This window comes from Salinicoccus carnicancri Crm, assembly GCF_000330705.1.
Taxonomy (GTDB): Bacteria; Bacillota; Bacilli; order Staphylococcales; family Salinicoccaceae; genus Salinicoccus; species Salinicoccus carnicancri.
Genome location: NZ_ANAM01000008.1, coordinates 647,990 through 671,926 on the forward strand (window position 1 = coordinate 647,990; position 23,937 = coordinate 671,926).

At 48.9% G+C, this 23,937-nt stretch carries 27 protein-coding genes and 2 riboswitches; of the genes, 3 read left to right on the plus strand and 24 right to left on the minus strand.

The features are described 5' to 3' along the window. Window positions 1–86 precede the first annotated feature (86 nt). The gene (locus C792_RS15115) at window positions 87–218 is read right to left on the minus strand and encodes a hypothetical protein (RefSeq protein ID WP_017549519.1); all 132 of its coding nucleotides are present in this window, start codon (window positions 216–218) and stop codon (window positions 87–89) included. Window positions 219–307: 89 nt separating this feature from the next. Beyond that, a complete protein-coding gene (locus C792_RS0111080; protein ID WP_017549520.1) occupies window positions 308–706 on the minus strand; it encodes a DUF805 domain-containing protein in 399 nt (132 codons plus the stop codon). 176 nt (window positions 707–882) lie between these two features. After that, window positions 883–983: riboswitch (purine riboswitch) on the plus strand. A 125-nt stretch (window positions 984–1,108) separates the two neighbouring features. On the opposite strand from C792_RS0111080, the gene C792_RS0111085 reads away from it, so the two are divergent. From C792_RS0111085 to C792_RS0111095, 3 genes are all read left to right on the plus strand, one after another. Further along, a complete protein-coding gene (locus C792_RS0111085; protein ID WP_017549521.1) occupies window positions 1,109–1,708 on the plus strand; it encodes a xanthine phosphoribosyltransferase in 600 nt (199 codons plus the stop codon). After that, window positions 1,695–3,008, plus strand: coding sequence for a nucleobase:cation symporter-2 family protein (locus C792_RS0111090; protein WP_017549522.1), 1,314 nt, complete (start codon window positions 1,695–1,697; stop codon window positions 3,006–3,008). Before C792_RS0111085 ends, C792_RS0111090 begins: the two co-directional genes overlap by 14 nt. Window positions 3,009–3,105: 97 nt before the next feature. Beyond that, window positions 3,106–3,456: a DoxX family protein gene (locus C792_RS0111095; protein WP_156811669.1), complete on the plus strand. Its 351-nt coding sequence runs from the start codon at window positions 3,106–3,108 to the stop codon at window positions 3,454–3,456. 98 nt (window positions 3,457–3,554) lie between these two features. Here C792_RS0111095 and C792_RS0111100 read toward each other — a convergent pair whose 3' ends face one another. The 22 genes from C792_RS0111100 to C792_RS0111210 form a co-directional block, all read right to left on the minus strand. Then, window positions 3,555–3,989 (minus strand): DUF5342 family protein, encoded by a 435-nt coding sequence (locus C792_RS0111100; RefSeq protein ID WP_017549524.1) that lies wholly within the window; start codon window positions 3,987–3,989, stop codon window positions 3,555–3,557. A gap of 128 nt (window positions 3,990–4,117) precedes the next feature. Beyond that, window positions 4,118–5,596 carry an ABC transporter ATP-binding protein gene (locus C792_RS14685; RefSeq protein WP_017549525.1) on the minus strand — a complete coding sequence of 493 codons (1,479 nt, stop codon included), beginning with the start codon at window positions 5,594–5,596 and terminating at the stop codon, window positions 4,118–4,120. Between the two features lie 10 nt (window positions 5,597–5,606). Continuing rightward, on the minus strand, window positions 5,607–6,464 hold the full coding sequence (locus C792_RS0111110) for an ABC transporter permease (protein WP_017549526.1): 858 nt from the start codon (window positions 6,462–6,464) through the stop codon (window positions 5,607–5,609). A 2-nt stretch (window positions 6,465–6,466) separates the two neighbouring features. Beyond that, window positions 6,467–7,453, minus strand: coding sequence for an ABC transporter permease (locus C792_RS0111115; RefSeq protein ID WP_017549527.1), 987 nt, complete (start codon window positions 7,451–7,453; stop codon window positions 6,467–6,469). A gap of 39 nt (window positions 7,454–7,492) precedes the next feature. Further along, on the minus strand, window positions 7,493–9,094 hold the full coding sequence (locus C792_RS0111120) for an ABC transporter substrate-binding protein (RefSeq protein ID WP_017549528.1): 1,602 nt from the start codon (window positions 9,092–9,094) through the stop codon (window positions 7,493–7,495). A gap of 69 nt (window positions 9,095–9,163) precedes the next feature. Further along, window positions 9,164–9,988, minus strand: a complete 825-nt coding sequence (locus C792_RS0111125; protein ID WP_017549529.1) for an urease accessory protein UreD — start codon at window positions 9,986–9,988, stop codon at window positions 9,164–9,166. Beyond that, on the minus strand, window positions 9,981–10,601 hold the full coding sequence (gene ureG, locus C792_RS0111130; RefSeq protein ID WP_017549530.1) for an urease accessory protein UreG: 621 nt from the start codon (window positions 10,599–10,601) through the stop codon (window positions 9,981–9,983). The genes C792_RS0111125 and ureG overlap by 8 nt, the downstream gene beginning before the upstream one ends. 40 nt (window positions 10,602–10,641) lie before the next feature. Next, entirely contained in the window at window positions 10,642–11,328 is a 687-nt protein-coding gene (locus C792_RS0111135; protein WP_017549531.1) for an urease accessory protein UreF, read from the minus strand. Next, on the minus strand, window positions 11,321–11,776 hold the full coding sequence (ureE, locus tag C792_RS0111140; RefSeq protein ID WP_026090331.1) for an urease accessory protein UreE: 456 nt from the start codon (window positions 11,774–11,776) through the stop codon (window positions 11,321–11,323). The genes C792_RS0111135 and ureE overlap by 8 nt, the downstream gene beginning before the upstream one ends. A gap of 10 nt (window positions 11,777–11,786) precedes the next feature. Beyond that, a complete protein-coding gene (ureC, locus tag C792_RS0111145) occupies window positions 11,787–13,505 on the minus strand; it encodes an urease subunit alpha (RefSeq protein WP_017549533.1) in 1,719 nt (572 codons plus the stop codon). After that, window positions 13,505–13,825 carry an urease subunit beta gene (locus C792_RS0111150; protein WP_017549534.1) on the minus strand — a complete coding sequence of 107 codons (321 nt, stop codon included), beginning with the start codon at window positions 13,823–13,825 and terminating at the stop codon, window positions 13,505–13,507. Before C792_RS0111150 ends, ureC begins: the two co-directional genes overlap by 1 nt. A gap of 44 nt (window positions 13,826–13,869) precedes the next feature. Then, a complete protein-coding gene (locus C792_RS0111155; RefSeq protein WP_017549535.1) occupies window positions 13,870–14,172 on the minus strand; it encodes an urease subunit gamma in 303 nt (100 codons plus the stop codon). Between the two features lie 465 nt (window positions 14,173–14,637). Further along, window positions 14,638–15,588, minus strand: a complete 951-nt coding sequence (locus C792_RS0111160; protein WP_017549536.1) for an ATP-grasp domain-containing protein — start codon at window positions 15,586–15,588, stop codon at window positions 14,638–14,640. A gap of 75 nt (window positions 15,589–15,663) precedes the next feature. Then, window positions 15,664–15,768, minus strand: a riboswitch (SAM riboswitch). 65 nt (window positions 15,769–15,833) lie between these two features. Then, entirely contained in the window at window positions 15,834–17,342 is a 1,509-nt protein-coding gene (locus C792_RS0111170; RefSeq protein ID WP_017549538.1) for an FAD-dependent monooxygenase, read from the minus strand. A gap of 21 nt (window positions 17,343–17,363) precedes the next feature. Further along, window positions 17,364–18,131: a glycerophosphodiester phosphodiesterase gene (locus tag C792_RS0111175; RefSeq protein WP_017549539.1), complete on the minus strand. Its 768-nt coding sequence runs from the start codon at window positions 18,129–18,131 to the stop codon at window positions 17,364–17,366. A gap of 84 nt (window positions 18,132–18,215) precedes the next feature. Continuing rightward, entirely contained in the window at window positions 18,216–18,842 is a 627-nt protein-coding gene (hxlA, locus tag C792_RS0111180; RefSeq protein ID WP_017549540.1) for a 3-hexulose-6-phosphate synthase, read from the minus strand. Between the two features lie 21 nt (window positions 18,843–18,863). Beyond that, the gene (gene rpiA, locus C792_RS0111185; RefSeq protein WP_017549541.1) at window positions 18,864–19,514 is read right to left on the minus strand and encodes a ribose 5-phosphate isomerase A; all 651 of its coding nucleotides are present in this window, start codon (window positions 19,512–19,514) and stop codon (window positions 18,864–18,866) included. Then, a complete protein-coding gene (locus C792_RS0111190) occupies window positions 19,515–20,801 on the minus strand; it encodes a TRAP transporter large permease (RefSeq protein ID WP_017549542.1) in 1,287 nt (428 codons plus the stop codon). It lies immediately after the preceding gene. Then, the gene (locus C792_RS0111195) at window positions 20,801–21,295 is read right to left on the minus strand and encodes a TRAP transporter small permease (RefSeq protein ID WP_017549543.1); all 495 of its coding nucleotides are present in this window, start codon (window positions 21,293–21,295) and stop codon (window positions 20,801–20,803) included. Before C792_RS0111195 ends, C792_RS0111190 begins: the two co-directional genes overlap by 1 nt. A 19-nt stretch (window positions 21,296–21,314) precedes the next feature. Next, window positions 21,315–22,346 carry a TRAP transporter substrate-binding protein gene (locus C792_RS0111200; RefSeq protein WP_017549544.1) on the minus strand — a complete coding sequence of 344 codons (1,032 nt, stop codon included), beginning with the start codon at window positions 22,344–22,346 and terminating at the stop codon, window positions 21,315–21,317. A 13-nt stretch (window positions 22,347–22,359) separates the two neighbouring features. Further along, entirely contained in the window at window positions 22,360–22,902 is a 543-nt protein-coding gene (gene hxlB, locus C792_RS0111205; protein ID WP_017549545.1) for a 6-phospho-3-hexuloisomerase, read from the minus strand. Continuing rightward, the gene (locus C792_RS0111210) at window positions 22,895–23,899 is read right to left on the minus strand and encodes a substrate-binding domain-containing protein (protein ID WP_017549546.1); all 1,005 of its coding nucleotides are present in this window, start codon (window positions 23,897–23,899) and stop codon (window positions 22,895–22,897) included. Before C792_RS0111210 ends, hxlB begins: the two co-directional genes overlap by 8 nt. Window positions 23,900–23,937: the final 38 nt, after the last annotated feature.

A 23,937-nucleotide genomic window follows, 5' to 3' on the forward strand; every position in this document is an offset into this window, starting at 1 on the left:
AACTTACCCAGATTTTTCAATCTGCCCTCTTTTGAAAATAAAAGCTGCCACCATAATGCGGTGACAGCCTGAAACATCTATGACTTCTATTCGTATTGCCTTACCTCTCCATCATCTTTTTCACTGCTGTGATTGAGCCTGTAGATCAGATAGCCGAAGCCGCCGATTGCCGACAGCCCGGCAAGCTGGAAGAGAAAATCTGCAAGTGTCGCATCCATGACAATCTCCCTCTCTATAACTTATTAAAGGAATTGTAGCACGGAATGTAAGTGGTTTCACTGATTTTTTGTAAATATCGGTAATAATTTTACGGACGGCTGCCGAACCGGTTGTTCCCGTCACTTGGCAGGAGGGTCAACATGAACCCTGTGATGTTGAAAAGTGTGATGACTGTGATGACCGTTGCTTTCGCTCCCCTTTTGATGAAGCTCATGAAAACGAGCGGTATCAGGAGAAATGACATCAGCTGCGGCAGCTGGAACCAGCCAGAAACTCCGGCATCCTGGTAACGCCTTGAAGTAAGGGATATCATTGGTATGGAAATGAGCGCACCCAAAACGTTCTGCACCTGCCGGGGCGCCCTGAATGCCGCGAGACCGGTTCCCCACAGGCCGAACACGATGTTCGGTATCCAGTATTCTTTTCTTGTCGCGCGCCCCCTGAACTGGAATGCCTTTGTGAAGTAATCCTTCAGATTTTCGAACACACCCGTCCCTCCTCATCGTTATTTGTTCCTTCATTATACTAAAAATAATCATCATTTCATAAGTTGACCACTCTAAAAACACGAAAGTTGATTCGTCAGAGTTCATGAAAACGCATTAAAACATGAACTTAATCTGATAATGCTGTTGAAAAGTTCGTCAATGGTGTTACAATAGTATTATTCTAAATTAAAGCACTCATATAATAGCAGTAATATGGTCTGCAAGTTTCTACCGGACGCCGTAAATGTTCCGACTATGGGTGGGCAAAATACGGACGGATTTGAATGTACCCGTGTACATTCTCCTTTAATCCCGGAACTGTTGCTCATCTTTCGGATGCGCGGTAGTTTTGGGATTTTTTATTTGGAAGAATGTTTTTAAAAATGGCTGAGGTGAAAAGAATGGATATTTTGAAAGAGAAGATTTTAATGGAAGGGACCGCCCTCTCCGAAACTGTGCTCAAAGTCGACAACTTTTTGAATCATCAGGTCGATCCAAAGCTGATGCATGAAATCGGACGGGAGTTCCAAAATCGTTTCGAAGGGAAAGGGATCACGAAAATACTGACCCTTGAATCCTCCGGCATCGCCCCGTCTGTGATGGCAGGGCTGCTGATGGATGTGCCGGTGGTTTTTGCCCGCAAAAGACAGTCCCTCACCCTGACGGACGGGCTGCTCACGTCCGAAGTGTACTCCTACACAAAACAGGAGACCAATAAAGTCTGTGTCGCCCGAAAATTCCTCGGGGAGGATGACATGGTCCTCATCATCGATGATTTCCTCGCAAACGGCAAGGCTGCCGAAGCTCTGATCCATCTCGCAGACCAGGCAGGTGCTGAGACCGCGGGCATCGGCATTGTCATTGAAAAAGCGTTCCAGGAAGGCGGGAGGATTCTCAGGAAGAAAGGCTATCATGTAGAATCACTCGCCCGGATTGCAAACCTCGAAGCGGATAAAATCGAATTCGTTCATGAAAAGGAGCGTTCCAATGCAGATGTCTAAGACAAAATCCCTGTCCCTCGGACTCCAGCACGTCCTTGCGATGTATGCCGGGGCTGTCATCGTCCCGCTCATCATCGGGGCGGGCATCGGCCTGTCCAGCGTCCAGCTCACCTATCTGATCGCCATCGATATCATGATGTGCGGTGTTGCGAGCATACTGCAGGTCTGGAGGAATAATTTCTCAGGCATCGGCCTGCCTGTGGTACTTGGGTGTACTTTCACCGCCGTCGGACCGATCATCGCCATCGGCAACAGCTACGGCATCGAGTCCGTCTATGGATCCATCCTCGTATCGGGTCTCGCCGTCATCCTCATTGCCAGATATTTCAGCAAGATGATTCGTTTCTTCCCGCCGGTCGTCACCGGATCGGTCGTCACAGTCATCGGGATCACCCTGATCCCCGTCGCATTCAACGACCTTGCCGGCGGCCAGGGCAGTGATGATTTCGCCTCGCCGATGAACCTTGCCATCGGATTCGGGACCTTGTTCGTCATACTGATGATTTTCAAATTCGGCAGAGGCTTCGTCAAATCCATCGCCATACTGCTCGGGATCATGATTGGTACCGGAATCAGTGCATTTTTCGGACTCGTGGATTTCTCTGCAGTCGGTGAAAGCTCATGGTTCCATCTGCCGCAGGTATTCTATTTCGGCATTCCGGAATTCCATCTTGCACCGATACTGACGATGATTCTCGTCGCAATTGTCAGCCTTGTCGAGTCCACTGGGGTCTATTTTGCTCTCGGTGACATCACCGACAGGGAACTGGGAGAAGAGGATCTGAAGCGCGGCTACCGTGCAGAAGGCCTGGCAATACTTTTCGGCGGCCTTTTCAACTCATTTCCGTATACGACATTTTCACAAAATGTCGGTCTCGTCCAGCTATCCGGTGTGAGAAGCAATCACATCATCTATATCGCCGGCGGAATGCTGATTCTGCTCGGCCTTGTCCCGAAAATCGGTGCACTGACACTCGCCATCCCGACATCCGTCCTTGGCGGTGCAATGCTTGCGATGTTCGGCATGGTCATCTCCTACGGCATCAAGATGCTTTCAAATGTAGACTTTGAAAAGCAGGAGAACCTGATGATCGTCGCCATTTCCGTCGGCATGGGACTCGGTGTCACCGCAGTGCCTGAACTGTTCGCAGCACTTCCGGAACGCATATCCGTCCTCACAGACAGCGGCATCGTTATGGGAAGCCTCACGGCCATCATACTCAACATCGTCTTCAATATAAGAAAAGCACCTGATGTCGAAGTGGAAAAAGCTTCCCGCGAACAACACGTGCCGGGCTAGGATTTCATGACGTCTCCCACAGAGGCGTCTTTGTTTGTGTTGTGCAGATTTTAGGCATATACTGTTGCATACAGACAGTTAAGCGGGAGAGATTATCGTGAAAAGAATTATAATGGGCACAGTATTTTTAATTGCAGGAATCGCCCACTTCCTGAAACCCGGGAAATTTGCCGGCATTATTCCCGGCTTCATACCCTTTAAGACATTCATCGCCTACTTTACCGGCCTGCTGGAGTTTGTTTTCGGAGTACTGCTGCTCCTGGGCAGGATCAGAAACTGGCAACTGAACGGAATGCAGAAATTCCTGTGGGCAGTATTCCCTGCCAATGTCTATATGTATACACACCAGGAAACGCTCGGCCTTGAAAAATATCCGAATTGGGCACTGCTCGGACGCCTGCCCCTCCAGCAGCTGATGGTCGATATACTTGAAGATATCAAGAAATAGCTGCAGATCCCCGGCCGGGGATCTATATTTAAAAGCCGGGATTCGCACGACATTCCAAAAGAAAGCCGCCGAGACATGGGTCTTGGCGGCTTTCTTCATCATTCAATCTCATTTTTCATTTTTTTCTGCACTTGCTCTTCCACTCTGTCCACACGTTCAGAGTTTACCTTCTGTCTCGGCTTGGGATGGAACCATTCTATTTCCCCATTTTTCCGGAATATTCCTTTGAATTCCTCGCCCTGGATCTTCAATTTGAATGAATGGAGTTCATGCGATTGATTGACGAGCATCGGTTCCACCTCTATTTCCTCCATTTCATCTCTGATCCCTTTTTCACTCAGCAACTCATGTATCTCTTCCTCCACTGATGCAAGTTCCGCTTCACTGACATATTGTTTTGGATGCGGGTTCAACCACTGGATTTCCCCATCAGAATAGTCGCCTTTGTAATTGCGTCCATCTATGACAAGCTTGAATTGATGTCTCTTATGCTGACGAGTCTCAAATACAGGTTCTACTTCAAAATTATCCACCAGGGAAAAAACCTCCTCGAAATTTTCTGATATTAATCTATTCCCATTCTGCCAAAAAACATGCTTATGGCCAGGAATTTAAACCTCAACTTAACCATGATGGGAAGAAAGGTCAAATATCTTATGAATCAAGAGTTTTGTAAATCGGTAAAATGGATAATACGGTCGCAGACTTTTTCAAGCAGCTGATAATCATGACTGATTGCAGCCACACCTATTCCGCGTTCTTTGGACAATTTTATCAATGAATGCCAAATCTGTGCCTGAGTAACAGCATCGAGCATCGTTGTCATCTCATCTGCGATGAGATAATCGATATCTCCTGTCAGGGCACGTACCAGACAGAACCTCTGCAACTCTCCGCCGGACAGTTCACCTGGCCATCTTTTCAGCCATTCCTGTCTGATACCGAAAATATCAAGAAGTTCCGGGTTCAGCGGCCCTGCTTCCAGCAGTGCCTTCCTGATCCGCCATCTTGGGTTTACCGCTTTTTCGGGGTGTTGCCATATCATTTGGACTGGATGTATCCCTTTTTGGAGAATGCGTTTTCTGCCAATCTGCACCATGCCTTCTGATGGATCCCTGTATCCTGCGATAATCTGTGCCATCGTGGATTTGCCTGAGCCGCTGTTTCCATATATACCAACGATTTCTCCCGGCATGATCTGCATTGACAGTCCTTCAAATACCGGCGGCTGGCCTGGATAGTGATAGCTTATTTTTTCAACATCCAATGGATACCTTTCAGATGCCGCATCATGCATGCATTTATAATTCAGGTGGCGCATTCCTTCCGGGTGAACACTTGATTTGAAGCCGTTTCCCGGCAGTGCGTTCCATAGCGCTTTCGTGTAAGGATGCACGAGGCGTTCACCTTCTCCGCTGAAATCCTCCGCACTCGCAATTTCAATCGTTTCACCTTCGTAAAAGACGGCGATTTTATCGGCGACCTGCAGGGCGATTTCAATATCATGTGTAATGAACATCATGCCTTTCCCTTCATCCGCCAGCCTTCTCAGCTGTTTCACCGTCTCCTGGAGTACGGCCGGATCCAGACCCGGTGTCGGTTCATCCGCAACGACGAGCTTGGCACTGCTGATCATGGAGGTCGCTGCCAGCACCCTCCTCGCCATGCCGCCGGAGAGTTGGAACGGGTAGTTCTCACCGACGGATTCCGAGAGCCCCACTTTTTGAAAAACATCACGCTGCACGGCTTTCTTATGTCTCCCTCTGACCATGGAGCGGACCTGCTTTTTAGCCTTCATCAGGGGATCCAGTGCATTGACCGACTGGGGGATGAGGGAGATTTCTTTTCCCCTCAGTACTTCCTGACGCTTCTCAGTGAGTGCTTCTCCTTTGTAATTCAAAGTACCGGAGGTTCTGGCGTTTTCCGGCAGGATGCCCAAAATTGCATTTGCAAGCAGACTTTTCCCTGAACCGCTTGCGCCCAGAACTGCCACGATCTCCCCTTCATGTATCGTCATATTAAAATTTTTCACAACTTCCAGATCTGCTTCCTTCAACCCTTTTTCATAGGTCAAAAAAGACATGGAAAAATCCTTCACTTCCAAAAGCGGTGCCTGTCCTTCCCTTTCATTTCCAGACATTTCTTCCCTCCTATCTCCCCTGACCCTGGAATGGATCAATCAATTTCCGTATATTCCTGCCCAGCAGATCAAAAATGATGACCATGAGCAATAAAGAGAAGCCGGGGAAAAATGCCAGCCACCAATGTCCCGTGGACAGATACCTCATTGATTCCGACAGAATGATCCCTATCGCCGGTGTTTCTGTTGATAAACCGAAACCTAAAAATGTGATTGCCGCTTCATGAAGTATCGCGTGCGGGAATAACAGTATGAAACCAACCAGAAGATGTGGAATCAGGTGAGGCAGTAAATGGTGCCTGCCAATCCACCATCCCGTTTTCCCAAAGCGTTCGGAGATTCCGACATATTCAGCCGATTTCAATTGAAGCACTTCTGCCCGCAGCAGTCTGGCGAGGCTTGGCCAATGTGTAAGGGCAAGGCCGATGACAACTCCTTTGAAGCCGCCGCCGGCTGCGAATGATATCAGTATGAGCGTCACTATATGGGGGACACTCAAAAAAAGATCAATCAGCCAGGTTACGATATTGTCCGCTGTTTTGTTCCATGCCGAAAGCAGGCTGAGCGACAAAGCGATGATACTACTTGCAAAAGCTGCCAGTATTCCTACAGACAGGCTCAATGTCAATCCTTTCATCGTGCGCATCAGCATATCCCTGCCCAGCCAGTCTGTCCCGAAAAGATGCTGCAAGGAAGGTGCCTGATTTTTCATATCCAGATTGATGCCAATATCCTCCGCATCTATCATCAGCCCGCTTATAACCAGTGCGGCAAGGGCTGCAAAAGCAGACAGGAGGATTGCGATAGTGCGTTGTCTGACATTCGCAGAAGGCCTTTCATTCTGTTTGCCGACCGTTTTCAACTCCATTGCTACATCCCCCTCCTCATGCGGGGGTCTACCAGTCTGTACAGTAAATCCGCCAGCAGGTTTCCTGTGAAAACGAACAGGGCCGTAAACAGTACTATGCCCAGGAGCAGAGGTACATCACTCCCGAGACCCGCTTCCACTACAGCCTGTCCAAGGCCCGGGTAGGAAAAGACCTGCTCTGCAAGGACTGCTCCACCGAACAGTTCCCCAAAGGATGCAAAGTGCAAGGATATTGCAGGCATTGCTATATTTCTCAGTCCATGGCGCCGGAACAGAGTAAACCCTTTCTCGCCATTTGCCATTGCAAAACGGACATATTCACTGTCCAGAACCTCCAACAGTTTCTGTCTTGTATGCAGTGTGACATTCGCTACACCTACTACGCTCAGTGTCAGTGCAGGCAGGAACAGATGTCTGAGGCGTTCCAGAAGTGATATATCCCCCTCCAGAATCCCTGCTGGCGAACCCAGTCCAACCGGAAACCAGCCGAGCCATACAGAGAAAAGGATCAGGCATAAAAGTCCCAGCCAAAAAGCGGGTGTGGAGGCGAGTATGAAACAATAGCCTTTGATTGCCCTGTCTGCCAGGCTCCCCTCTCTCATTCCTGAAACGACACCCAGCGTGAAACCGATGATGCCGGATATGATCCAGGCCGTCGACATCAGTACAAGGGATGCTGCAAAGCGTTCGGCAATGATGCCGGCCACGCTGTCACGGTAAAGAAGCGATGTACCCAGGTCGCCCTGAAGCACCGCTGCCCCCCAGGACATGAACTGCTGTATGGATGAATCATTCAATCCCCAGTATTCTTCAATGTTGGCACGCTGGTCCGGGCTTACCCGCGTCATATCGGCACCGATGTAGGATTGTACCGAATCTATCGGCGACAGGCTGACGAGGGTGAAAGATAAAATGCTGACAGCAACAAGCAAAGTCGAAAGCTTCAATGCTTTTCCAAGTATATATTTTATAAATTTTCCACTGCCCATCACTTACCTACCTTCCGACAGTTGTCATCCAAATTTTCATCATTCTTCCCAGTGCCATTCGTCAATATTGTCCGTGATCGGCCAGCCGTGTCCATGAGGATGAAGTTTCTGTTCTCCGATATCAAGTTTTTCATCAACCAGATATATGTGCTGTAAATTCACGAGCCATACCCAGGGCGCGTCCCCCCGGGAAGAAAAGCCTGTTTCGCCGTCCCACTGTGCTTTTTTCCAGTATTCATACGCCTCTTCCTGTGTCGTGGCATGCATTGCTTTTTCCATATATTCATCTGCTGTCGGATTGGAATAGTAGTTTGCATTATAATATCCCTCCCCACGGGTACTGCTGCTGTATATGTTATACATTTCAAGTGGATCGTGGCTGCCCCATCCCATCATTACGGGATTCGAGTGCATCGAGCGCTCCAGGTCATTCCAGCTCTGACCTTCCGTGTCCACTTTGATCCCCAGTTTTTCAATCTGATCTGCCGCAGTAATGGAAAGGGACTGGCGGATTTCATCCCCCGCTGGATAAAGGATCGTGAATTCCGCCGTCAGTCCATCTTTCTCACGTACACCCTCTTCATTTTTTTCCCAACCGGCTGAATCAAGCATTTCCCCTGCCTTCTCCATCTGGTCATCATCTACTGTCGTCTCAGGGTTCCACCAGGGCAGATTATCTGCAACAGAGTAGGCAGGCGTTCCAAACCCATTAAGCACTCCATCGACCATGGCTTCTCTGTCCACAGCAATATCTATCGCCTTTCTGATGGTCTTATCCGCTGTAACATCATTGCCGATAGGTATGCCATCCTCTGTTTGTTCACCTGCTGCTACATTGGGAAACATGATTCCCCTGTTGTCAACCGTATCCAGTGCAACCAGATCCATGCCTTCAACATCCTGTTCGGCAAAACCCGGAGTGACAGCCACAACATCCGCTTCATCGGACTTGGCTGCCGCAAATGCTGCATCCTCTTCCAGGAAAAGGAACGTCATCTTTTTAAAATCCGATTTTTCCCCGTAATAATGAGGATTGGCTTCAACAATCAACTGCTGGCCTTTGTTCCATTGGACAAGCTGATACGGTCCGGATCCAACCGGGTTTTCATTATAGTCATCATCGTATGCGTGTCCGGGGACAATCCCCAATGTCACAAGATGTGAAATGAAAGTCGACTCCGGCTCTTTCAATGCGAACTCCACTGTATGATCATCTGTAGCCTCCACGCTTTCAAGGTTGCTCAGATCGATGACAGACCCGCTATCCTTTGCAGTTTCAAAAGTGAAGACGACATCCTCGGCCGTGAGTGGTTCCTCATCAGAAAATAATACATCATCCCTCAGTTCCACAGTGTACTTCAACCCGTCTTCACTCACCTGGTAGTCAGTTGCCAGGTCATTTTCGATATTGAATTCTTCATCGTATTTCAAAAGAGTGCTTTGGAACAGGGGCGATCCGTACATCCCCCAACCGGTGGTGGGATCGAAGCCCTCCTCCGTTTCCCCGCCAATGGCCAGCACAAGCTCATCCTTTTTCGAAGTGTCCGGATCACTTTCCGGCATCATTTCTGTCTTTTCATTCGTACAGGCGGCCATCAGGGAAAAAAAACCGGCCAAAGCAAAAATTATATATTTTTTCATCCATCGTTACTCCTTACTGTTCATACTCAATAAGTAATGCCCGACAATTATGAAATGTCGGGCCATGCATTAGTATTTGCGCAGAAAGCTCGGTTCCACCTGGTGCCATTTTTCACTTACTGCCAGATGACAGGCTGATACAATACTTTCAATCAGCTGGGTTTTGTCCGCCAGTATTCTGATTGTGAACCCGGGTATCGTAAGCCGGGATATTCCGAATTCAAAATCCCCTTCCATCCCGTCCACAATTTCATACAGACTGTCGAGCAGGTCATCGTCGGTCTGTTCGCCGATGACCATGAAAGAGCCCAGATGGGTGTAGCCCTCCATAAAACCCAGACCGCCCATATTTTGTCTGGCGGGCTGCAGTTTTATATGATCAAATACAACCAGTTCGTCATCCATGTATATTTCATTTTTCAAACGCAGTGTATCATAGCTGAACTCTTTCCCTTCCGGTGACCAGCCAGGTGTCACGATATCAGAATAGAGCAGCGTTGATCCACGCTCCATATGAACCACATTTTTCTGTACATACTTTGCATCCTTGTACGCAATGAGCGGATCCGGCAGATATTCTAGGTAACTGCCTTTTTCCAGATGGAATTCCGTCTCCTGATATGCATATGATACAGGTGTCTTATAGACCTTTGTAGACGACTGGGTTGTCAATGTGAGCCGGGAATCTTCTGCAAGGGTCACCTTCATCCGGTATGTGTCCCCATCCAGGTACCCACCGCCCGGATTAAGGAGATAGTAGCAGGGATGGCTGTAACCATTCAGATAGACAGGACGCATTACTTTGAAAGCACCCTGAAAATATATATTGTCCGCCACCGTCCTTCCTCCACGGTTTTCAACGTCCAGCTCAAGCACGCCTGTCCAGTCAGACATCCTGTCCAAGACCTTTCAGCATCGCATTATTTTCTATCCACTCGATCACCTGGTCGAGCCCCGTATTATCTTTCAGGTTGGTGAACACAAAAGGCTTATCCCCGCGGAAAACCCTGGTATCCGACTCCATCACTTCAAGACTCGCTCCAACGTGTGGTGCAAGGTCCGTCTTATTGATGATGAACAGGTCGGATTTGATCATGCCCTGCCCCCCTTTGCGCGGAATCTTTTCACCCTGTGCAACATCAATGATATAGATTGAGAAATCTACAAGTTCCGGACTGAATGTGGCAGCCAGATTATCTCCGCCGCTCTCCACGAATATCAGTTCGACATCGGAATGCTGTTCCCGTAATTCCTCAACCGCAGCGTAATTCATGGAAACATCCTCACGAATTGCCGTGTGCGGACAGCCGCCCGTTTCTACCCCGACTATCCTGTCTTCGTCCAGAACACCATTTTTCACAAGGAACTTTGCATCCTCTTTAGTATAGATATCATTTGTAATGACAGCCATGCTCACTTCATCTGCAAGTTCACGCGTAATTTTTTCGACCAGCATCGTTTTGCCCGCCCCTACAGGCCCGCCAACACCGATTTTTATAGGTTCCATAATTATACACTTCCTTAGAATTTTTATATTATGCCTTTCATCATGAGCTGAATATGCGTATTCCAACATGCTCATGCTGCATCTGTGAGACCTCGAGCCCCGGTGAAACCACACCGAATTCATAATCATCAAGCTTCATGATCTCATCACCGGCTTCTTTTAGTTCCCCCTGGAATTGATGGATCACTTTCTGACCTGCTGTCTGTCCGATAGGAATCGCCCGCACAGCATTCTGCACAAGGGCAACAATCGTCGAATACAGGTAATATACAACAGTTGTTTTCCTGTCGACTCCGAGATGATGGCCCAGCATTGTAAACACGATCGCCGGATGTCCGAAGGATTCTTTATTCCGGAGCCTCTCCATATAAAGACTTATGATTGGTATATCATAGATCGAGTCTACTGCATCCAGCATGCGTTTCCCCATCCGCTGTGTCCCATCACGGGATTCCCTGGCAAGGTTCTGGACCGTCAGAAGACGATCCATCTCCCATACCCTGTCAAAATCTTCTTCGTCCAATGCTGCATAGACGATTTTTGCAGCCAGACCGTCTGCATAGACGAGCTGTTCATGGAGGTAGACTTTCAGCCAGTCCGAAAAGGTTTCCGGGTCGACGACAATATCATTTTGGATATAAGTCTCCATGCCGAAAGAATGGCTGAAAGACCCTGTGGGAAACTGGGAATCACACAGCTGGAACAATGTCAGGGCATTATCAGTCATGACTATGCCCGATGTGTCGGAATGCCCGTTCGACCTTGCGGTCTTCACGCTTGAAAGGTATTTCCAGCTCTTCAAGCAATTCCTCTACAAGGTAATCGTACTGAACCAGCATATCATCACCTTCGAACTGTGCAGGAAGATGGCGGTTCCCCAACTGATGGGCGATTGTACCCATCTCATTCATATCACGCGGGCTGATGATGATCAGGTCATCACTCATCACATCAATTATGATGATATTCTCGTCATCCATGTACAGTATGTCCCCCGCTTCCAGGTCACGCGGGTTGTTCAGCCTTATTCCCATATCACGGCCATGATCCGTTTCAACACGCTGTATCCGTTTCATCAAATGTTCACTTTCCATGAACACCTTCTCCTGATGGCGCTTTTCCAACTCCTCAGGGCTCAAATCTCTTATATTCATAACCACTTCTTCTATAATCAATTAATTCACCTCAAAATAGATAGTAACGCTGTCCTAAAGGCACTTCATCAACAGGGTCGCACGTCAGTACCTCTCCGTTTATTTTCACTTCATATGTCTGCGGGTCCACATCTATATCCGGTGTCTCCGAATTCAGCTTCATATCCTTCTTAGTCAATTCGCGTATACCATGGACAGGAAGCACAAGCTTCTCAAGTGCCAGTTTCCCTTTAATGTCGTTGTCGTATGCTGTCTGTGAAACAAAAGTGATTGAACTGTTGGTTAACCCTTTGCCGTAAGCTCCGAACATGCGGCGATAGACCATCGGCTGAGGTGTCGGTATCGTTGCATTTGGATCTCCCATCAAACTCGATACCGCCATACCGTTTTTCAGGATCATCTCAGGCTTCGCTCCAAAGAATTTTGGATCCCAGATTACAAGATCTGCGATTTTCCCTACTTCGATCGATCCCACATAGTCTGATATTCCGTGTGTAATGGAAGGATTGATTGTATATTTCGCAACATAGCGTTTTGCGCGGTTATTGTCTCTGTGTTCATGGTCACCTTCCATCACACCGCGCTGTTTTTTCATCTTATGTGCGGTCTGCCATGTCCTTGAGACCACTTCACCGATCCGCCCCATCGCCTGGGCATCCGAGCTCATCATGCTGAAGACACCCATGTCCTGCAGAATATCCTCGGCCGCAATTGACTCATTGCGGATTCTTGAATCTGCGAATGCTATGTCCTCAGGGACAGAAGGATTCAAGTTATGTGCAACCATTACCATATCCAGATGTTCATCAATCGTATTGATTGTGTACGGAAGCGTCGGATTCGTCGATGCAGGCAATACATTCATGTAGCCTGCCGATTTGATCAGATCCGGAGCATGTCCGCCCCCGGCACCTTCTGTATGGTACATATGGATGACACGGTCTTTGATTGCCGCCATCGTATCCTCAAAGAAGCCCCCTTCGTTCAGTGTATCCGCATGCAGAGCAATCTGTACATCGAATTCATCAGCCACTTCCAGTGCCCTGCTTATGACTGACGGCGTTGCTCCCCAGTCTTCATGGACTTTCAGACCGATGGCACCGGCCATGATCTGTTCAGCCAGCGGCCCCCTGTCAGCTGCATGACCTTTCCCGGTAAGTCCTGCGTTTATCGGCAGTCCTTCCAAAGCACCGAGCATTCTTTCAATATGCCATTTACCCGGTGTTGCCGTTGTTGCTCTCGATCCTGCTCCCGGTCCTGCACCGCCACCGATTATAGTGGTCACTCCCCCTGTCAGCGCAACATCTACCTGGTCGGGGTTTATAAAGTGAACATGGGTGTCTACTGCTCCTGCAGTAATGATTTTTCCTTCTCCGGAAATCACTTCTGTGGATGCACCCACTATGATATCGACCTGATCCTGCACCAGTGGGTTTCCAGCTTTGCCGATGCCTGAAATCTTACCATCGCGAAGCGCAATATCGGCCTTGTATATTCCTGTATAATCCAATATGACCGCATTGGTAATGACTGTGTCAGGGACCCGTTCATCCTCTTCCCTCATAATGGTTGGATGCTGGCCCATACCGTCACGGATTACTTTACCCCCACCAAAAACGACTTCCTCGCCATATTTTGTATGATCTTTTTCCACCTGTATGAATATATCCGTATCCCCGAGACGTATCGAATCCCCCGTCGTCGGACCGTACATCTGGGAATACTGTTCCCTGGACATTTTAAAACTCATTATTCAATCCCGCCTTCCAATGATCCTTCCACTTTGTTGTGGAAACCATAAATTTCTCTTGTACCGGCAAAATCAATTAATTGAACCTCTTTCTCGTCCCCGGGCTCAAACCGGACTGCAGCTCCTGCGGGTACGTCCAGCCGCTTGCCGTATGTCTCTTCCCTGTTGAAACTGAGTGCATCGTTCACTTCATAAAAATGATAGTGGGAGCCGATCTGAATCGGTCTGTCCCCTTTGTTTATAACTTCGACACGGGAGCTTTTTGTCCCTTCATTGCAAACGATTTCTTCTGATTTTAGAATGTACTCTCCTGGAATCATGATTTTCCATCCCTTTCTCCACCTGGAAATATAATATATACGCCTTAACGGATTGGATTGTGGACAGTAACCAGTTTGGTCCCGTCCGGGAATGTCGCTTCCACCTGGATATCATCTATCATTTCCGGTATGCCTTCCATTACATCCTCACGTTTTAAAATGGTTGCACCATATTCCATCAGCTCCGCAACAGTCTTTCCGTCCCTGGCCCCTTCGATCACTTCATATGTGATAAGAGCCATCGCCTCCGGGTGATTCAGCTTCAACCCCCGGTCCCTGCGTCTGCGGGCAAGATCTGCAGCCACTACAATTAACAGCTTCTCCTGTTCACGCGGCAATAATTGCATGTTCCATCCTCCTCGAAATATAATTTCCTATCTTATCTTATATCCATAAACCGGCTTCCAAAACTCAATGGTCTGAATAAAAACAGGAATTCAAAAATCCGTCAGTAAATAAACCATGCTAAATCGAATAACAATAGTAATTATCATCGCAGTAATACACACGATCCTATTCATTTTGTTCAATACATACAGGCGCCCGTCATTCATTTTCATAAAATATGAAGGAAGCAGAGGGCTTCCAGAATAACTAGAAAGTGAAAGTCATCATTGTGAAAAAAAGATCAATTCCACGGTTGAAAAAGGAGATATAATTGTCTATCGTTGATTTGAAGCGGTTTTTACTACTACCCTATTATAAGATTTTGGCGGGATAAATCAAGCATTACCCTCAAAATATTCTAACGATTTTAATATGCGCATTAAAAAAAGCGAACTTTTACTTCAAAGTCCGCCTGCAGGCCACTGCTATTTGTTTGTAACGGTATCCACTTTCAGCAGATATCCGAGGTATTTCGCAATCTCGAGCATTCCGTACTGACGGGCTGCTTCTTCTGCGTTCGAGTTGTAGTTTGTGTTCGTGTTTATATCATAAGTGTATATCTTGCCATCCTTATCCCTGATGAATTCGATGCCTGCTATCTGGATATCGTTGTCACGGAGGACTTTTTTATATTTTTCAATAACGGGCTCATCAAACCCGTTTATGACCTGGAATTTCGGCTGCCTGCCTGCGTCCGTTCCGGCCGGGCAGAACAGGTCTTCGACCGAGCAGGCATCTGCCGGACACAGTTCGAAGCCGTCTGAAGTATCGACCATCACGGCATACATGAGCTCGCCGCCGACGAATTCACATCTGGTGATGAAGGGCTCCGGTGATTCGACATACTCCTGGATCAGGGTGATGCCGTCGACCGAATCATCGAAATCATCACTTTCGACATAATCTTTCAAGCCTTCCGGAGATCGGAAGAGACGGACGCCGAGGCCTTTGCCTGCGCGGTTGTGTTTTGTAATGAATGGTCTGTCCCTGAATTCCTCCGCGGCTTCGATCAGCTGCTCTTTTCCCACGGCTGCAATTGTTTCCGGTGTCTTTACCCCATATTTTTCAAGCTGCATATACTGGCGGACTTTGCTCACTTCGAGATTCAATGCGCCGCTCCCGTTTATGACCGTCCTGCCGTAGTGATCGAGCCAGGCAAGTACCGCATCCGCAAGTTCAGGAGCATACCTGTTTCCTCTTGTATGCGAGGAGGCACTCATCCTGTTATAGAATATGCCTTCCGGCGGCGTCTCATTCAGATTGATGATGCCGCGGGTGAGGTTCCAGTCTTCATAAGGCAGTCCGAGCTCTTCAAACCGTTTATAGAGCGGTCCCGTCCATTCATTGTTTTCATGAATTACATAGATCTTCTCCATATGATCAATACCTTTCCATAACCTTTACCCATGATTTTAAAAATGCGCTTTCCGAATAAGAAAGCGCATCCGCACATCTTATCTTCCAGACCAAACGGTCTGATGGATTTGGCACAGTATCACTCTGACCTGCTGCCGAGGTTTCACCGGGCCATGTCCCTCCGCCTCTCTGGATAAAAGTTAATTCATATTTTATTACTAGGTTATCAATCATGATAACTCCTTCAGAGTACTGTGTCAATGAACTAATCCTCATTCATGAAGGTTTTTTCATATTCGAAAAAACGTTCCACATTGTTATCATCGGCAATTATCGCAATATAGCCGTCCGGCCGGATGAACATGACGGTATTTTTACTGATGCCCGCCTTTCTCGCGGCTGCCGTCCAGTTGAATTCATGCAGTGCAAAACTTGATCTTTGCATGAACCGTCGCATATATGCACTCGTCTGACCGTACAGCTGATAATGGAACTCCGCACCTGCAAGCGGGACATAGTTGTCACTGTCCCCATACTTTACCCACGGCAGCCGGTCGCCACTTTTAAGTTTCCCTGCGCTGCCGCGTGACAGCATGCTGTCTTCATAATCGATATGGATCTGGGAGACGAGGCGGAACATCGTCCGCTGGACTGCGTTGAACCGCGTGAGAGCAGGTGCCATAGCCGGCATGAACAGATCCCTTACAGCATCCGATACAGGATTGTCAGCAATCATGCCCTTGAATACCTGGTCGGTTGTCCTGACCAGAAGCCTCGCAAACGGAATCCTTTCCTGTTCATAGGAGTCAAGAATTTCCGCATCCATCCCCCCTTCGATCACTTCGGCCAGTTTCCATGACAGGTTCATCGCATCCCCGATGCCCGTATTCATCCCCTGTCCGCCTGCCGGACTGTGGATATGTGCCGCATCACCACCGATGAAGACCCGTCCCCTCCTGAAATGTTCGCTGACCCTGTGATGCACTTTGTAGGTTGAAAACCAGTTGATTGTTTGCGTCTCTATCCCTGCATGATTTTCAACATAGTCACTGACATCTCCGTAACAGGCATCTTCTTTTCTTTGGCCGGCCTGCCCGGGAACGAGGCCGATGATACGCAGCGACCCGGATGTCCTTACCGGCAGAACAAGAGCAAATCCCTCTTTTGACATATGGACCTGCACACCGTCGGCCTCGCTGTTGCTCATCACATCAGCTACGAAGAACACCTCTTCGTATGTGCCTCCCGGAAAGTCATAACCCATCTGTTTCCGGACAGAGCTTCCCGGGCCGTCGCAGCCGCACAGATAACTGTATTCAGCCATCTCTCTTTCATCACCAACTGATATGACAGCTTTGACACTGCTGTCTGTTTCTTCATAATGGAGGAGCTCACGGTTCCATTCGACTTCAATATTTTTCGTTTGCAGGTAGTGGATGACGATACGTTCATGCACATCCTGGGGCAGACTCAGCACGAAGGGAAAAGGGCTCAGCCCTTTTCCGATATTATCGAAAGGGATATTCCCCCGTTTCCTGCCGTCATTGAAAATCGCAACGTTATCGGCAATGATTCCCTTATCGATCATTTCACCTGCCAGGCCGAACTGGTCATACAGTTCAAGTGTCCTCGCATGGACCACCATGGCCCTCGATTCCTCACCGGGCCCGACTGCCTTATCGATGATCCTGAACGGTATACCTTTCTGCTCCAGTCCGACTGCCATCGCCAGCCCTGTCGGACCCGCGCCCACAATCAATACTTCGCCTTCCACACAACCACCCCTTTGCGAGTGTCATTCCTCTGTTCCCGTTTCTGCCGCCTCATATTCCTCCCGCACCCGGATCATCTGCCGCGGGAAATCCGTCATGATGGCTTCGACACCGAGTTCGAAAAATTGTTTTGCACTCCCGGTGTCGTTTACCGTCCAGACGCGCACTTTATCTTCAGTACGGTTGATCCGTTCCACTTTTTTCAGCACCGCTTTGTATGACAGATGGAGTGCATCGAGTCTCAGCGTATTGATATAGTCATAGATGATACCCGGAACCTTTTTGCTGAGCCATGCAACCCTGGCATTCGGATTGATCGTCTTCATGCGGATCAGTGTCGGAAGATGGAACGAGGAATAGATCACCTTGTGTTCAATCGAATAGGCGCTGACCATCGCATCCACTTTCTCTTCGATGCCCTCATACAGGACCTTGTCTGTTTTGAGTTCAATGTTGAGCTCTATGTCGTGATGATCCGCAAGGTCCATCACTTCCTCAAGTGTCGGCACAGTCTCTTTGTCCCACGCTCCCTCATAGGCTTCAAAATCCTGATATCTGACTCCCGCGCTCAGAGTCCGTATCTCCGCGAGTGTCATATCCCTGATCATGCCGCGGCCATCAGTCTTCTCCTCAACATATTCATCGTGGATGACCACGAGATGGCCATCCGATGTCATGTGCACATCAACCTCCAGACCATCCACTCCCGCATCAAGTGCTTCCTTAAAAGCCAGCATCGTGTTTTCAGGATGGGTGCCCATGGCACCTCTGTGCGCGTATATTTTAGTCATTGTCCCTCACACTCCATTTGAATTAAAAAAGAGGACAAACATTCTCATGCTCATCCCCCGGTATAACTGTCCTTTAGTGCAGTTTCAATTATATTTACCCAATGATTTTTTAATCAAACCCGCTTTTTCCTTTTTATCTTCCGCTTTGGTGATGCCGCTTCCGACGATGACCACTGCAGGATTCAGGTTCAGATAGCGGTCCAGATTGGTTTCATCGATGCCCCCGGCGACATACACTTTGAAGTAGCGGTCTGTAAGTTCTTGAAAGAATGGATTGTGACCCGCGCCTCCCGACTGCTGATCTTTGCCGATATGCGCACTGACAGAGCTGACGCCGATAGATTCGAGCTGATCGAAGACGTCCGGATCTTTATTGTTCAGAAGATCGACCACAACTTCTTTCTGCCTTGCCTCAGCAGCCTCCACACAGGCGCCTATAGTGTTCATGTCGGCGAAAGACATGACAGTGATGATATCCGCCCCGTAATCGAATGCCGTCTCGCTTTCACTCTTTCCGGCGTCACATATTTTGACATCGGCCAGCACCGATTTCCGGGGGTACCTCTCTTTTACATCCCTGACGATGCCGAGCCCGTATTCCTTGATGATACCGGTGCCGACCTCGATGATATCCACCGATCCACCCACCTGGGCAAGTATCCGGAAGCATTCTTCATACGTCAACCTGTCGAGTGCGATCTGAAGCTTCATAAATTCCTCTCCTCTTTCTGATCAGTCATACGTTTTAAAGCCCTGTTCATTGAACGAGACGATCTCTTTGATATGCCTGTCGAATATGCCCGTTTCGACAACTCCCGGGATGTTCACCAGTTCCTGGTGCAGCTCACCTGGATCATCGACCGTTCTGTAAGTGCAGTCTACGATGTAATTCCCATTGTCAGTGACGAACAGCCCCCCTCCGGCCATTCTCATTTGTGTCGCAGCACCGGTTGCTTCGAGGAGCCTACCTGTCATCCTGTAGAGGTACTGGTTAATCTCAACCGGAATCTCAACTCCGCCAAAGTCCTCCACTTTTTTACGCTCGTGTGCAACGAGGATGAGCCTCCCGGCAAAGTAGTCCACCTGCTTTTCGCGCATGAGCGATCCTCCGCCTCCCTTTACTGCGAGGCAGTTTCCTGTGAACTGGTCTGCTCCGTCAATTGCGGCGTCCACCCTCTCTGCATCATGGATGACGGTGAGACCCAGGTTCTGCAGCGCTTTTTCGGTTTTTAGCGAGGTGGATAAAAACTCCACTGACAGATTCTGCCTATCAATGTGATCTTTCATCACCGGGATATATTTTTCTATAGTCGTGCCGGATCCCATCCCGATGATGCTGCCGTCTTCAATATATTGATTGAGATATTCAAATGCTTTTTCCATTTATTCTGCACCCCCTGCCATCATATCAGGTATGATGAACACAAGCCCCGGTACAAATGCTATCAAGAGCAGTACTGCAACGATGATGAGAAGATACGGGATGACTGCCGTAAACGAGCGTTCAATGGACAAGCCGCCGATCTTGCTGGCAATGAGCAGGCATAATCCGTATGGCGGTGTCGCGAGACCCACGGCGAGCGTGATTATGACAATGAGCCCGAGATGCACCGGATCGATGCCGAATGCTTCGGATGCCGGCAGTATGATGGGCACGAACAGGATCATTGCAGGTATCGCATCCATGAACGTTCCGATGATCAGGAAGAAACCGATGATCAGCAGAAGGAATACCCATTTCATCGAGATATTTTCAGTAAAGAATGTCTGTGCAAGTGTCGCGAGCTGGTAATAGCTCAGCAGCTCACCGAGTGCACTGGCTGTTGCCAGGGCGAACAGGGATAATGCACTGAGAGACAGCGTATCAAAGATGATCTTCGGCAGGTCCCTCACCTTGAGCGTCTTATAGTAGAACATGCTGATCAGAAGCGTATACACCGAAGCGATTGCTGCCGATTCCGTGGCGGTGAACAGCCCGGTCATGATCCCCCCGATAATGATGATGATTGTCAGAAGCGCCGGGAAAGCGTCCAGGAGCTTCTTCCCCATCTCCTTCAGGTGTACCTTTTTGAAAGTCGGATATCCCTTTTTCACTGACAGGAAATATATGAATATCATCATGCCGAGGCCGATCAGTATACCGGGTATGATTCCACCCAGGAAAAGCGTGCCGACGGATGCGTTGGCAACACCGGCAAAGATGATCATCGGGATGCTTGGCGGGATGACGACACCGATTGTGGAGGAGGCTGCAGTGACACCGACAGCCGTCTCCCTGTCGTAGCCGTTTTTCAGCATGCTCGGAATCAGCACTTTTCCGGTGCCGGCGGTATCCGCCTGCGAGGCACCGGACACACCGGCAAAAATCATGGACACCAGCACGTTCGCCTGGGCAAGACCGCCTTTCAACGGTCCGACGATGGCAAGCGCCAGGTCGATCATCTTTTCGGAGATCTTACCGGAGTTCATCAGGTTTGCAGCCAGTATGAACAACGGCACGGCGAGCAGGACGAACGAATCCAGCCCGTTGACCATCTTCATCGGAATGATCACTCCCGGTATGTCAGGGATCGTCATCATGCCGAGCAAAGCAACAATCCCGATGACGAATGCAATCGGTACGCCAATGACAAGCAGTATGATAAACAGCAGAACCAGAAGATAACCCATCAGTTACCGACCTCCTTTCCATTCATTTCCCTGAGTTTCCCGATCGAATCCGCAATATGATCCACGGAATACAGAATCATCGTCACCGACATCACCGGCACAGCCAGCCAGATAAAGCCCATCTTGAACGCCGGCACCGTTTCCCATGTATAGTTCCAGAAATGCTCCAGCAGCTGGAAACCGTATAGTGTGACCAGTACATTGAATGCGACAAGAAGTACATCGATGAATATTTTCAGATATAATCTGTTCTTTTGGCCCAGCTTCATCTGGAGGAAATCAAATGTAAAATGCTCCTTATGCTTCACCATGACTGCCGCTCCCATGAAGATGGCCCAGATGAATGCGTTATTTGCGAGTTCCTCCGTCCACAAAACCGACATGCCCATATAACGGGTGATGATCTGCAGCAGTGTGGCAAGGAAAAAGATTACCAGGAACAGGATCCCTGCAGTAATCTGTATCTTTTCTGTCGTCTTTATCAGTCTGTTCATTCTTCCACCTCCGGAGCTCTCATTGTTCTTCCCTCAAGCTTCTGATTTTTTCCAGTGTTTCAGTCATATCCAGATCTTCGGCAAGCTCGTCCTGGATCGGTTTTGCCACTTCCTCCATCTCAGAAGTATCCATCTGGTTCACTTCCGCACCGGCATCAATGGCGATTTCCTTATACTCCTCATCCTGTGCAAGCACCGCTTCCCTCTCCGCTTCAACGGATGATTCTGCTGCCTGCATCAGTATATCCTGTATTTCTTCGGGATATTCGTCGAATCTGTTGCCGTTGGCAAGCAGGAATCTGGTCGTATAATCGTGTGCGGTCTCGGTGATGTATTTGCCGTTCTTTGTCGTGTGATGGTTCTGCTGTACGAAGTATGGATATGAGTTCTCAGAGGAGTCCACGACATTCTGCTGAAGTGCCTGATAGAGTTCACCCCATGAAACGGATGTCGGAATCGCCCCGGTCTGCTCCCAGAAATCGGATACGACGCCGGATGTCTGTGTCCTGATGGTCATCCCGTTCAGGTCCGACATGTCCTCTATCGGTTTTTTACCGTAATAGTGCCTTGCGCCGGCTGACCAGTAGCCGAGCATCTTGAAGTCATTGTCCGACTTCTCATTCACCGTCTCCGCAAATTCCTCACCGATCTCACCGTCCAACACCTGCTCCCAGTGCTCATAGCTTTCGAACAGATAATGCAGTGCGAAGAAATCAAATTCCGGTATGTCCGTCCGGGTCATGAAGCCCGGTGACACCAGTACGACATCCGCCGCCCCGACCACTAGCTTCTGCACGAGTTCCGGCTCCTCTGTACCGATGGTGCCGGCATGGACCTCAACTTCTATCCGGCCGCCGGACTCCTCCTCAGCCACTTCCTTGAACTTCAGCAGACCCGCCTGGTAGGGACTTTCACTCGAGGTCTGGTTGTGTGCCGCTATGATCTTGATCGGTTCCTCCTTTGTCCCTTCCTCGATATTCTTTACATCGGAACAGGATACAAGGGTCATACTTGTCACTGCTGCAAGCAGGATCAGAAAAAATTTTTTCATAAATAGTACTCCTCTACTCCAGATTGAAATGTTTCGCTTTTATTTCCCGGTCGTCTTTGACTGCCTTTTTGTTGAGATGGATGATCAGACCATCCAGTATGAGATGCATGGACTGGTCAAACTGATTGCCAAGAGGCTGGATTGTCGGGATGTCATTGTGTTTGGTGCTGGCATCGATGGACAGCACCGCATCGAACGTTTCACGGAGTTCCTTGTCGTCTGATGCAGTGACAAGTGCTGTGTTGCCGCCCAGCCTTTTTGCCTTCTCCGTCATCGTCCTGACCGAGTGTCCTTTGCCTGAACCGCTCAGAATGAGAAGCAGATCTCCTTCCCGGAAAGCGGGTGTCGTCGTTTCTCCGATCACGTAAACTCTGTAGCCGCTGTGCATCAGCCGCATCGCGGTCATCCTGCCCACCAGGCCGCTCCGGCCGTTGCCGTATATATAGATACTGTCCGCTTCTTCGATTTTTGTACCGAGTGCTTCAAGCTCCATCTCATCCACAGAACTGCACACCTTTCCAACCTCTTCAGATACCGTTTTCAAAATTTCATTCATTTGCATAATCCTTCACCGACTCCCTTATTATCAATTCAGGCGTGAACCTGCGGGTTTTAACCGGACGCTCTTCTCCGTTGATGATATCGAACAAAGACCGCGCCGCCTCTGTGCCTATGCTGAATGCCGGCTGGGCCACGACTGTGATTGCCGGATTGAAGAATTCAGCGAATCCAATATCATCTATGGTGATGATGGAAACATCATCCGGGATGATAAGCCCAAGGTACTTCAGCGCCTTCAGCACTTCAAACAGCGCCAGATCATTCGACACGATCAATGCACCGGGCAGTTTTCCCTCACTTGTCAGACGGCTTATACAGTCTTCCATCGCATCGAGTTTTCCGATGATTTCAAAAGTTTCCATGTCATTCTTCCCGCACAGACGCCTGTACTCATCCAGCCGCTCATGCCTCGGTGTTATTCCACAAAGCGGCTGCGACACAAAACCGATGGCACTGTGCCCTTTCGCGGTAAGGTGGCTGAATGCCACACGGACCGCTGTTTCGTTATCGAGCATGAATGATGGTACGGGGGCACCTCCAATGATCCGGTCAACGAATACTGTAGGGTAACCGTCTGCTGCGAGCCCGGTGAACAAACCGGCATTCCCCTCGGTCGGGATGACTACTATGCCATCTACCTGCTTCGCCCGCAGCATCCTGATATAATCTTCCTCCTTATGCGGATCGTTATCCGCATTGCAGACGATGACATGATAGTTTACGCGCCGTGCATAATCCTCTATCGCCCGGATGATCTGTGTGGAAAAACTATGTAATATGTTGGCGACGATGATACCGATGGTCATCGTTTTTTTATCTTTCAGGCTTTTTGCCACGACATTCGGCTGATAGTTCAAGTCCCGGACGGCACGCGATATCCTCTTCTTTGTATCCTCGCCCATCGCTGTATAACGGCCGTTCAGATAATGGGACACCGTGGTCTTCGAAACATGTGCAGCCTGTGCGACATCGTTGATGGTCACTCTTTTCATACGATAACCTCACACCTTTCACTAAACCGGTTTAGTAA